8 protein-coding genes, 3 pseudogenes and 1 other annotated feature are annotated in these 11126 nt (G+C 63.2%); of the genes and pseudogenes, 4 read left to right on the forward strand and 7 right to left on the reverse strand.

Translation table 11 applies throughout. The annotated features are described in order from the left end of the window. Window positions 1-182, forward strand: a 182-nt coding sequence (locus tag JAO74_RS18900) for a hypothetical protein (RefSeq protein WP_233151144.1), incomplete at its 5' end; no start/stop codon positions are given. A 593-nt stretch (window positions 183-775) separates the two neighbouring features. Here JAO74_RS18900 and JAO74_RS19300 read toward each other — a convergent pair. The 5 genes and pseudogenes from JAO74_RS19300 to alkB form a co-directional block, all read right to left on the reverse strand. After that, entirely contained in the window at window positions 776-1156 is a 381-nt protein-coding gene (locus tag JAO74_RS19300) for a transposase (protein ID WP_416194321.1), read from the reverse strand. A 194-nt stretch (window positions 1157-1350) separates the two neighbouring features. After that, window positions 1351-1848 (reverse strand): annotated as a pseudogene (locus JAO74_RS19305) (IS110 family transposase); the annotation flags it as partial. Window positions 1849-2009: 161 nt separating this feature from the next. Then, window positions 2010-2863, reverse strand: a pseudogene (locus JAO74_RS17075) (IS3 family transposase); the annotation flags it as partial. Further along, window positions 2442-2558: a sequence feature (AL1L pseudoknot), on the reverse strand. Its footprint overlaps the pseudogene before it by 117 nt. Before the next feature lie 149 nt (window positions 2864-3012). After that, the gene (trxC, locus tag JAO74_RS17080; protein ID WP_199041048.1) at window positions 3013-3450 is read right to left on the reverse strand and encodes a thioredoxin TrxC; all 438 of its coding nucleotides are present in this window, start codon (window positions 3448-3450) and stop codon (window positions 3013-3015) included. Beyond that, window positions 3392-4192, reverse strand: coding sequence for a DNA oxidative demethylase AlkB (alkB, locus tag JAO74_RS17085; protein WP_199041051.1), 801 nt, complete (start codon window positions 4190-4192; stop codon window positions 3392-3394). Before alkB ends, trxC begins: the two co-directional genes overlap by 59 nt. Before the next feature lie 334 nt (window positions 4193-4526). On the opposite strand from alkB, the gene JAO74_RS17090 reads away from it, so the two are divergent. The 3 genes from JAO74_RS17090 (at window position 4527) to JAO74_RS17100 (ending at window position 9622) form a co-directional block, all read left to right on the forward strand. Continuing rightward, window positions 4527-6482 (forward strand): tetratricopeptide repeat protein, encoded by a 1956-nt coding sequence (locus JAO74_RS17090; RefSeq protein ID WP_199041053.1) that lies wholly within the window; start codon window positions 4527-4529, stop codon window positions 6480-6482. Window positions 6483-6656: 174 nt separating this feature from the next. Further along, window positions 6657-7742 carry a PEPxxWA-CTERM sorting domain-containing protein gene (locus JAO74_RS17095; protein WP_199041055.1) on the forward strand — a complete coding sequence of 362 codons (1086 nt, stop codon included), beginning with the start codon at window positions 6657-6659 and terminating at the stop codon, window positions 7740-7742. A gap of 89 nt (window positions 7743-7831) precedes the next feature. Further along, window positions 7832-9622: a DUF4231 domain-containing protein gene (locus tag JAO74_RS17100; protein ID WP_199041058.1), complete on the forward strand. Its 1791-nt coding sequence runs from the start codon at window positions 7832-7834 to the stop codon at window positions 9620-9622. A gap of 200 nt (window positions 9623-9822) precedes the next feature. On the opposite strand, the pseudogene JAO74_RS19310 reads toward JAO74_RS17100, so the two are convergent. Further along, window positions 9823-10356, reverse strand: a pseudogene (locus JAO74_RS19310) (transposase); the annotation flags it as partial. Window positions 10357-10941: 585 nt separating this feature from the next. Continuing rightward, window positions 10942-11124: a hypothetical protein gene (locus tag JAO74_RS17110; protein WP_199041061.1), complete on the reverse strand. Its 183-nt coding sequence runs from the start codon at window positions 11122-11124 to the stop codon at window positions 10942-10944. Window positions 11125-11126 lie beyond the last annotated feature (2 nt).

An 11126-nucleotide genomic window follows, 5' to 3' on the forward strand; every position in this document is an offset into this window, starting at 1 on the left:
TCGGCGATCGCATTTCGCATGGACTCGTCATCGTCCACTACGAAGACGGTTTGCGGCATCAGATTTTCCCATCGTCGTACGATGGTACCATGAGATTCCGGCTACGCGATCCATGCGCCTGCTTGTCAACTCCGACGGCGACCGTCATTGCTGAAAGCCAAACATCGCCGGTAGGCAAGTGACGAGCGACATAGATACAAAAAGCACTGGCAGCCCTAGTGACCTATTAGAATATATGTAACGGAAATATATTGTAAGTCGTCAACCGAATCAACCTGTTGATTATGATGGCGGCGTCTTTTCGATTGTAATATACATTGAATGTATAATCTACCAATTTAGATCGGTATGATATAGAAATATAGGTTCTGACTGCCAATTTGCCGAATGAAATCGCTATTGATGGATAAGCTAACCCAATCATACTGATTGAACAGGCATGGTTCAATTATCTCTTTAGAGATGCGGCCGATTCGGTATCGTTTGAAAATCTTTACTTCTTAAAGTGATTTTTGCGACTGAGAGAATTATCATGCATCGACATGGCGTCGATTTTCGCCCGCCCGGACGAGCGCCAAGTATCGGTCCTCACTTATCTCTAGAATTCCTCTAGTTCCGTATTCAAGGAATTGTTAACAATCCTGCATCTCTTCCACGATTTCACGCAAATCATCGCATAGAAGTGTGAACCCCTTAACATTCGCCTGCGCCTGCTGATGCAGGCAAAATCACCGATGCTAGATATTTGATCCCATGGTTTGATGGTGCAATCCTTTCATTGGAATGGAAGGAAACCGTATGGGACAGGTTCGTTACGGGAGCGCCACGCCTCTTCTGGGCACTGTGTTTGAGCGGATCGATACTCGGTGTTGTTTTTGACTATGGTGCTGAGTGTGATGAAAAGCTTGCGCATGGTTGCAACGATAGCGAGTTTGTAAGGCTTGCCAGCGGCGCGCAGCCGGCTGGCTGTCGCAGCGAGGGGTCCTTTTCCGGAGCGTGCAACAATCAAGGCTGCAAGATGGAAGCAGCGTCTGACCGCCGGCCTTCCGCCGGAGCATCGTCCGGGCCGACTGGTTGTGCCGCTTTGCCGATCGAACGGAGCAAGACAGGCAAGGGCCGTGACCTGTCTGCTGGCGATGCGTCCAAGCCCGGGCATTCGTGCCGGCAGGCATGCCGCGACGACAGGACCGACGCCGGGTGCGCTGCGCAACAGTGCGTCGCGCGCTGCCAGATCGGAGAGGCGGCAACGACTGCGGCGATGGCTTTCTCGATCCGCAGGGCGAGGGCTTTCAGCCGTGCGACCCGGGCGGCGATGAGGCGACGCATGGCAGGATCAGCGATGCTTTCGAGCTGGTTGCCGAACTGGACCGCCTGCGCGACGGCGAGGTCACGCGAGCGGACATGCTCGGTCAGCCTGATGGCTTGCGGGTCATGGAAATAGAGCGTGAGTTCGGCGTGCAGCGCTGCCAGGCATCGCGCGATCACGGCGGCACCGAGCGGATCGGTTTTGGCCAACCGTCGCTCGGCGCGCGCGAAGTTGCGCACCCGCGCCGGATCGAGAAGAAAGCCGGTCAGTCCCAGCCGGTCGATCAGGATTGCGAGCTTGCGCTCATACCCGCCCGACGCCTCAAAGCCGATCCGAAGGCATGCCGTGCCGGCAAGTCGGGTAAGCTTGCAACCGAGCGTGGTCAGACCGGTCTTGCTGTTGGCGACCCGCCACAGCGTTCCGGTTGGATGAAGGTGGATAACCAGTTCGTCCTTGGCAACATCGATGCCGACAAAGAGGTCGGGCTGTGACATGATCCGGTTTCCCAGCCTTGTCATGCGGGGTCCCGCGTAAGGCCCCATGCAACTGTCCGGGGTTTGGGAAGACGGATGCGGCCCTGCTCAGGAACGGTCTTTTCCGACCAGACTGTCGAACGGCCTCACATCCGCCGCCTGAGCGGGGTGGCCACCCCGCTCAGGCACCGCGTGAATACACCATTCCGGACAGACAAGCCTGTCGAAGGGGCGACGTAGACGAACTCTGCCCAGGTCGCGACATAGGTGAAGTCCGATACCCACAGCCTGTTCGGCGCCGGAGCACGAAACTGGCGGTTCACGTGATCGAGCGGGTATGGTGCTGCCTTGTCGCTGATGGTCGTGCGAACTGGCTTGCCCCGGATCACGCCTGCCAGCGCTCCGCAGCCTTTCCAACGATGCTTTGCATCGCCGGAACCTTGGGCCGCTGCGCCCATATCGCGCATTAGCCGTTCCCCGGTACATCGCGCGACCGCAAAGCCCTCCCGCATCATCTGCCGCCAGACCTTGCGCACGCCGTAGACCCCAAAGTTTTCGGCGAACACACGGGCTATCTCGGGTTTGAGAGCCAGATATTCCTGCGCCCGAGCCGACAGGCGCGTAGCATCTTGCCGCTGTGCGACATGCTTATGACAGGTGGATGGGGCGATCGGCAGCACCTTCCAGATCGGCTCGACCCCGTAGGCTTCACGTTGCTCGTCGATGAAGCCGGTTATCGCTTGAACGGGCGGTCGAGCTTCGCCTGAGCAAAATACGCGGATGCCCCTTCGACGAGTTCAGGACAGGCTTGCGCAGTATCTCGTTGGCTTGGCGAAGCTCGCGGTTCTCGCGTTTCAGCGCCTTCAGCTTGTCGGTAACCTCGGTCGGAACCCCGGCGCGCTTGCCGCTGTCGACCTCGGTCTTTTTCAGCCACTCATGCAGCGTCGGTGGCGCGCAGCCGATCTTCTCCGCAATTGAAACCACCGCCGCCCATCGCGACGGGTTGGTCACGCTCGTGATCCAGTACCATCCGCACCGCTTGCTCGCGGACCTCAGGCGCAAACTTGTTCGCCGTCTTGCTCATACAGGCTCCACCTTCTCAGGAGTTGGAGCCTCCGACAAACCCGGGGCGGTTCACTCCGCGCACGTGAACGAGCAGCAGGTTTAGGGCAGCGGGAAAGGCCGCGTGAATGGCCATGATTGGGTCGATTCACTGGTCAAGCAGGGTTTAGATTAGCGCGGCAAGGCGCCTCGCGCCCATTCCACAATGGCGGCTGCCGACATGGCGCCGGACTGCCGAGCGATTTCGCGGCCATGCGCGAACAGGATCATCGTCGGGATCGAGCGGATACCATAGCGTGCGGCGATGCCCTGCTCGGCTTCGGTGTCCAGCTTGCCGAGACGGGCGGCGGGCTCGAGCGATGCGGCCGCCGACGCGAAGGCTGGCGCCATCTGGCGGCAGGGTCCGCACCACGCTGCCCAGAAGTCCACCAGTAGGGGCAGGTCGCTACGGGACGCATGAGCGTCGAAGTTGGAGCTTGTGAGCGTGACGGGTTCGCTCTGAAACAGCGCTGCTCCGCACCGACCGCATTTGCCGCCGGAACCGAGGCGGTCAGCCGGAACGCGATTCGCGGTGGCGCATGCCGGGCAGCGTACAATCAAGTCGGACATCCTGCTTCACCTCCTCGCCCGTGAGAACCGGAGGCGTGTCGAAGCGTTCCCCGACGGGTCGGCGATGGCGTGCTCTGATGCAGATTTGTCGCCGTGGTCTTGCCCAGGTCACTGTCCGGAACGTGAGATTGTAGCGCAGCGTGCCCGTCAGCGGATGCGAGCTCTCGATCAGTGTGTCGACGCCGTGGTAGGTCAGTCGCGCAGGCCCGCCCCAGACGACGACGTCGCCATCGTGTAGCGCAACGCGGCGCGGGCGGTCGGTGCGAGACTGCCCGCCCCAGAGAAAACGTGCATCGACGCCGAGCGAGACAGAGACGATCGGCTGGTCGAGATTGCGCTCGTCGCGGTCTTGATGGAGCGACAGTTTCGCGCCGCTCGCGTAGCGGTTGATGAGGCACGCTTCGGGCGCAAAGTTGGGGAAGCCGGCAGTGGCGGCAGCATTGGTGGCGAGAGCGGCGAGGTCTGGAGGCATTGTCGGCCATGGCCGTCCGGTAAGCGGGTCGAGGGGGCTGTAGCGATAGCCATGCCGATCCGAGACCCAGCCCAGCCTCCCGACGTTGGTCATCGCCACCGACATCCGCCGGCCACCCGGGGTCTCGAGATGGCGAAAAGGCGCGGTCTCGGCGACATGCGTGATCACCTCGAGAAGGTAGCGATCGACCGGTAGCGCGAAACCGCCAAGCAGCACGGCACCGGGATCGAGCGACAAGCGCTCACGGTCGTCGGGGAACAGGTCGCGCATGCCTGCTCTACGCCGCATCGTGGAAGATGATCCCAAGCATGTGCCGCTCGCCGGTCCGCAAGATCAGGCACCAAAATTGTTCATGGCGCGGAGGAGAACGAGCGGCAGAAGTTGGGAAGTGGGCAAGGGGGCGTGAATGTCTGGTGCTGGGTCCTTCTGCCAGAAATTGAGTAAATGACGCAACCCAAGCCAACAGTGGCAGAAAGCATGAAGAGATGTTTTTGCATCGAAAAGCGTCTGACCCAAGTCCCTATGTAATCCGCGCCCTGACGCTTTCTTGCGCTTGGAGGTCGGCACGCGGATGGTCTGATCCAATCGACTCGGGGGATAGGAGATGAGGCAGGGATCACGTTCGAAATCGTCCGTCGTGGTAAGCGCGGCGAGCACACCCGTCGTCGAGCAGGCCGTTCCGACCGATCCGCAGTCGCCCGATGGCCGTGTGACCGAGCGCTATGCCGCCTTCATCAGCTACAGCCACGCGGATGCGAGTGCCGCCCGCTGGCTGCACCATCGGCTCGAGACGTTCCGGATGCCGCGCGCGCTGGTCGGCTGTTCGACGACGTTCGGCTCAGTCGCGCGGCGTCTCCCGCCCGTTTTTCGCGATCGCGACGAATTGCCGGCAAGCGGCGATCTTGGCGCGGAACTGCGCGGAGCGCTCGCAGCTTCGCGGTTTCAGGTCGTGCTGTGCAGCCCCGAAGCCGCACGGTCGAAATGGGTCAACGAGGAGATCCGCAGCTTTAAACGGTTGCATGGCGAACACCGCACGCTCGCCGTGATTGCCTCGGGCGAACCTTATGCCAATGACGAACGGGAATGTTTTCCGCCGGCGCTCCGCTTCCGGCTTGGCGCGGACGGCGCGCTGTCCGATCTGCCGGCCGAGCCGATCGCCGCAGACATCCGGCCCGGCAAGGACGGCCGCCGGCTGGCCTCCCTCAAGATCATCGCGGGTATCGCCGCCGTGCCGCTCGATGCGCTCGTGCGACGAGACGCGGCACGGCGGCAGCGGCGATTGATATGGGTCACCGCCGCCTCGTTGGCGGTGGCGGCGATGACCATCGGTTTGGCGATCTATGCAGAGGGGCAGCGCCGCATTGCCGTCCGCCAGCGGGAGCTCGCCGACAAGAGCCTCGGCTTTCTTATCGGCACCTTCCAGATCGCCAATCCGGCAACCGAGAACCCGCGCACGATCACCGCGCTGACCATTCTCGATCGTGCAAGTCGCAGGGCGGCACGGGAACTGGCCGACGAGCCGGCCGTGAGCGCCCGGCTGCTTCGGGCGACGGGTGAAATCTATGCCAATCTAGGCGTGGCGAACGAAGCCGAGCGTGATCTCAAGCTGGCTCTCGCCCGCCTGCCCCCGAAGGGCGAGGAGCGTGCCCGTACGCTGCTGATGCTGGCGCGCATCTACCGACAGCGGGGCGATGCCAAGATGAGCAGCCGTGCGATCGACGCGGCGGTCGCCAGCTACGGCCGCACGACAGCTGACGCAGAGGCGCTGAATGCCGATGTGGCAGAGCGACGGGGTCGCCTGGCAACACTGGAGGGGCGATATGCCGAGTCCGCCGATCTGCTCGGCGACGCCGCCAGGCGCTATGTCGCGCTTGGCGGAGAGCATCGCGAGGATGCCGGTCGTGCCTGGCTCAATCAGGGCGAAGCATTGCTGCAAACCGGGCGCGTCGTCGAAGCGAAGCGCGTCTTTGCAAGGGCGACGGCTTCGTTCCAGGAGCTCTTCGGCCGCAACCACGTCCGCACCGCCGACGCAATTCGCAACGAAGCGATGGCGGATCTCGAAACCGGGCACCTCGACCCCGCACGCGCTCGAGCCGAAGAGGCGTTGGCCATATACGAGCGTGTCCTCGACCCGTCGCATCCTCTCATAGGTATGGCGCTGATCCTCCGGGGCCGCATCCAGACCAAGGCAGGCCGGTCCGACGCGGCGCTGCTGAGCTTCGAACGCGCTCGGACGATCTACAGCAAGCTGTACGGGGCGAAGAGTGCGCAGGTCGGCGACACGCAGTTCTATGCGGCCGAGGCGGAGCTTGCGGCCCGCAGACCGCGCGATGCCCTCTCGAGGGCGGGTGTCGTCAAGGAAATCTATGACCACGAATATGGCTCGCATGACCCGGATCAGGTCGAACTCTTGGCTTTGCGCGCCCGTATCCTTGCCGCAGCCGGGCGGCCCGAACAATCGGTACAGGCTTGCCGCGCGGCAATAGCGCTTCGCAGACTTTTAGACAGGAGGGACCAAGTCGTCACAGCGGACCGCATTGAGTGCCGGACGGTCATCTGATCCGGTAAGAGGCGCTATCGCGCATTCTGTCGGCAGCGGAAATAGGCGAGGTCACTGCATACGAGCGCTCGACTAAACTCTTCTCAATTTCTTGAACTTTGTTTAAAAGAACAGAAAAGGTGGGAGGTTGGTATGTTATATATAAAAAATGCTAGATTAGCTTGGACGGCCGCAATGCTGACGGGGATAGTCACTACGCCCGCTGCTGCTGCTGACTTTCTGCCGGGTATCCAAATCCAGGGCGTTAGCGTCATCAACCAATATTCCTATACGTTCGGTGACGCGCAGCCACCGTTGACGACCGGTGGTGAGACAGGAACCTTTCTGGCATCGGACCGGCGCCCCGATCCCTCGTCTCAACTCGGTGTCCAATTCACGGGTCAGGCGAACCCCGACAGCTTCTTCTTCCTGCACAACGACTATTGTGTCGGCCAATGTCAGATTTCCTCGAGCACCACGATCCGCTTCCAGGTCTTCGTTGCGGACGCGAGCAATTATGAAGGTCTGCGGTTCGATTCGCTGATCACGCCGGGACATCTCGCGCAGGTGGCGATCACCGACGATCGGTTCAGCACCGCCTCCTTTGCGTTCACGGTCAGCAGGACGGATGTGGTCCGTGGACAAGCGACCGGCCCGACCACCAATCTTTATACCGCCAATGGCTATGCGGACGGGTCTGGACTGCGGGTTTCCGCCGATGGACAGCAGGATCCGTTCAGCAATACGATCGCGGGCGATAATTTGGGTGCTGGTTATTACTACGACTGGAGCGCCACTCCATTGAGCGTGCAACTGGGTGCGATTGCCACCGGTCAGACCTTTTACGTCGATTACACGGCAAGCTACTCGGTCAACTCTTCCGTTCCGTGCACCGACATACTGAACTGCAACGCCGCACAGGTCGTGTTCGGTGATCCGCGAACCAGAGGCGGGGGCACGGACCTTGTCGCACGAAACGGGGCGGGTGGTATCGCTGTCTTCGAGCAGGGTATCGATGGCGGCGTCCACGCGGTGATCGATCGCGAATATGACGCCAGCACGATACCCTTCGCCTTCGTGCGCTCCGATGCGCCCGAACTGGGCGTTACCGTGCCCCCACCCAATGCGCCGATCACCTATGTGGACAATTATATCCCAAGTGCGATCGACACCGTATCCGGCGTGCCCGAACCCGCGACGTGGATCAGCATGGTCCTGGGCTTCGGCGTGGCGGGAGCCGCGCTGCGTCGCCGGGGCGGCCGCTACCGGACGATGGCATAGTTCCAGGCGGGCAGTTGCCCTGTGCCATGTCGCCACGGACTCTTCGCTGGTGGCGGTGCGCGCCTCGGTGAGATGAAGGATCCATGCCTTTGAGCAACCTCGCTTTGACCGCACGCGGGACGGACTCGGTCCCCATCAACGCTAGTTTTATCGGCGTTGCCACTGCCGCGCCCATCGGGGTCGGCGTTACCGGGCATCGCCTGGAGCGGCTCGCGGCGGTCGATCTCCCTGAGCTCGCAACGCGGTTAGCCGATGTTATGCGCGCGATCGAAACGGCCGCCCCGGGCCGCCGCTTCCGGCTGGTCGGCAGTCTTGCGGAAGGGGCCGATATGATCGCCGCCGACGCCGCGCTCGCCCGCGGCTGGCAGCTGGACACCGTACTGCCGTTCGCGCGCGAAGATTATGCCAACGACTTCGATGGCACCGGGGCCGTTGATCTTGGCCAAGGGCTCGACCGGTCCGCTAACGTACTCGAACTACCGGGCCGGCGTGACGATCCTGGCGGTGAGGCTGCCGCCTACGAGCGCGCCGGACGGGTCGTGCTCACGCAATGCGATCTCCTGCTTGCGATATGGGACGGCGATCCCCCGCGCGGGCGGGGTGGAGCCGCCCAGATCGTCGCAGAGGCGGTCGCGCATGCGATACCCGTTCTGGTGGTCCATCCGGACACCGCCAAGGCGCCCGTCCTGCTCTGGAGCGGCCTGAACAGCCATGACTCCGGTCCCGAAGCCGTGGACACCGTCGCGCGCGGCGGGCTTGTCGATCTGCCGAGGCTCATGGCCCGGCTTGCCCTTGCTTTACCGACCGCCGACAAGCCGCGCGAGCGCCGCGTTGCGCCAGACGCACCACCGATGTTCACGGTCGCCTATCCACTGCTGCTCGCGCTGACGGGTGTAAGGCGGCTTCGGGTCGCAGATCTGCGCAAGCCCTGTCCGGCGCCGCGGCTCTCGCCTGCCGGCCCCTCCAGCGCTCTGGACGCGCGCATCGATGGCCAGCTTTGGCCCCAATTCGACCGCGCGGACTGCGAGGCGAGCCTCGCCGCGCAACAGTTCCGCAGTGCTTTCGTCAGCAGCTTCGCGTTGGCGGCGATCGCGGTGACCCTGGCGTTGCTGGGGCTGCTCGTCCCCGTCGCGGTCAAGCCATTGCTTGCTGCGGGCGAGTTCACATCAATCGCGATAATTCTTATCGTGACCCAATGGGGTGCACGGGCGGGCTGGCATCAGCGTTGGTTGGACCAGCGCACGCTGGCGGAGGAATTGCGCTGCCTTGCGGTCTCGGCTTCGTTAGGCGACCTGTTCCTGCGCGGCGCGCATGCGCACGACAGCGAGGTCGCCGGACAGGAGCGTCGTGACATCGCCCGCCGGATCGGCCTGCCGTCAGCGCGAGTAGACGCGGCCTATATGGCGTCGGCGCATGCAAACCTCGTCGCGCTGCTGGACGATCAGATCGGTTATGTCCGGCGCGAGGCGGCGCGTATGCATATGCTCGAGCATCGGCTTCACCGGCTTGGCGGCGCGCTGTTCATGATCACGGCGCTGATCTGCGCCGGGGTGCTGGGCATCGAGATGGTCTGGACCCTGACGCACGCGCCGGGCGCCAACCATGCGCTGCCCCTTGGCATCACGGTGATTAGCGCCTCGCTGCCGGCGATCGGTGCGGCGATCTATGGTATCCGAATGCAAGGCGACTTCGCTGGCGCAGCCAGACGCAATGCGAGCTTGGCGGTTCAACTCGACGAGGTGCGCCGGGTGGCCCAGGACGAGGCGCCAAGCTTCGACCAGCTGCGCCGCCTGATCCGGCGCACGGCGGAACTGCTGACGGCGGATCTTTCCCAATGGGTCCGGGCTACGAAGGCCCGGCCACTAAGCCTCCCAGGCTGACGCATAGTCGCCGGATGGTGCTTTTATTTGGATTACTAGGTGTTGCATCCCGAAATTACATTCGCTGCGATCGTGGCAAAAACGGTCAGAATGCTGAGATGAATGAGCGTGAAAAATGGGAAGCGGGGAGGCCGGCGTAAATGTCCGGGTCTGGGTCAGCCGCGTATCAAGACGTCAATTTCGCGGTGCCCGCCATGAGGCGGTTCACGTCGGTCGGCTTGGGATCGAGGGTCTGCCGACGCGAGAAGGCAAGCAGGCGTTGGGTCAGCGACGCCGCCCGACGGCCAGCTCTTTGGCAGGTACAGCGGCCGGTCGACGAAGGCGTGACCCCTGACAGATACATAGGCGGCGAACACGCCGATCTGGCAGTGCGTCACCTTGCCCGCCGATCCGGTGTACTGGCGCCCCACGCCGCACGACGCCTTGCCTTGCTTCAGGAACCCGGTCTCGTCGATGACCAGCACCGCATCGTCCGCGCCGGGATGCTCGATCACATACCCGCGCACGACGTCGCGCAGAGCATCCGCGTCCCACCGCCCGCGGCCTAGGATTGCCTGCTGGCGCCAGCGCCCAGCGTCGCCGGCCGCCTCAGCGCGCATCCAGCCCGTCCAGCGCCGCAGCGCCACCGACAGCACCAGCGGCAGTGTCAAGGCGGCCATGACCGTCAGCCGCACGGCGACGGTGGCCGGTTGCTCACCGCCGCGATGAAGGATGGAGAAGACGTTCGCGAACATCCATGCATCGAGATGACCTGGCATCGCATAGACGCCCGCCGCCGCGATCGTCGGCACCAACGCGGCGACGATCCATAGCGTCGCGTCCACCGCCAGCGGCCCCGCCCGCCGACCACCGACATGCGCGGTCGCGAGCCGCCACAGGTCAAGGAACATGCCCTTGAACACCACCGTATATTTGATCTGCAACGCCAGCCCGATCACGACCATGACGGCTGGACCGGGACTACGCAGATCGCCATCGGTCGTGGTCGCCGATCGCGTCATCACGATCCACGCCGCGATCGCGACCGGCAGGTTGTAGAAGACCGGCGCCTGCCCCGCTTCGCCGCCTGCCACATCGAGCAGCAGGTAGAGCACACCCGCAACCAGCGCGGCGGCCGGCGCTGCTACGCGACGCGCCATTGCCGTTACCATGTAGGCGGTCGCCCAGACGCAAAGCAGGGCAGGCTGTGATAGGCGAGGGCGCCGTTTCCGCCCGGCAGATGCGCTGCTGCATAGATCATGAAAAGGCCGATCGGCTTGCGATCGAATGTATCGACGAACGGCAGCGCGCCGTGGAGCATCTGGCCGCCGACGAACGAATTAGAATTGCTCGTCGATGCTGACCACCGCGCTGCCGACCTCCTGCGCTCGCGCGGCGATGGCGACGACCAGCAGAATGATGGCGATCCGCCATGACCCCGGCCCTATCAGCGTTGGCGCAGCGAGAGGCGCGAACCGTTCGCTTCTGTCGTCGATGGCGGCGGGGGTGCGGGGCAGGTGCATGG

It is taken from the genome of Sphingomonas mollis, assembly GCF_016427505.1.
GTDB lineage: Bacteria > Pseudomonadota > Alphaproteobacteria > Sphingomonadales > Sphingomonadaceae > Sphingomonas > Sphingomonas mollis.

Coding starts and splice junctions, on each gene's coding strand:
- JAO74_RS19300 (WP_416194321.1), bottom strand. CDS start 1,156: ATGCCCGGGCTTGGACGCATCGCCAGCAGACAGGTCACGGCCCTTGCC.
- trxC (WP_199041048.1), bottom strand. CDS start 3,450: ATGTCCGACTTGATTGTACGCTGCCCGGCATGCGCCACCGCGAATCGC.
- alkB (WP_199041051.1), bottom strand. CDS start 4,192: ATGCGCGACCTGTTCCCCGACGACCGTGAGCGCTTGTCGCTCGATCCC.
- JAO74_RS17090 (WP_199041053.1), top strand. CDS start 4,527: ATGAGGCAGGGATCACGTTCGAAATCGTCCGTCGTGGTAAGCGCGGCG.
- JAO74_RS17095 (WP_199041055.1), top strand. CDS start 6,657: ATGCTGACGGGGATAGTCACTACGCCCGCTGCTGCTGCTGACTTTCTG.
- JAO74_RS17110 (WP_199041061.1), bottom strand. CDS start 11,124: ATGCACCTGCCCCGCACCCCCGCCGCCATCGACGACAGAAGCGAACGG.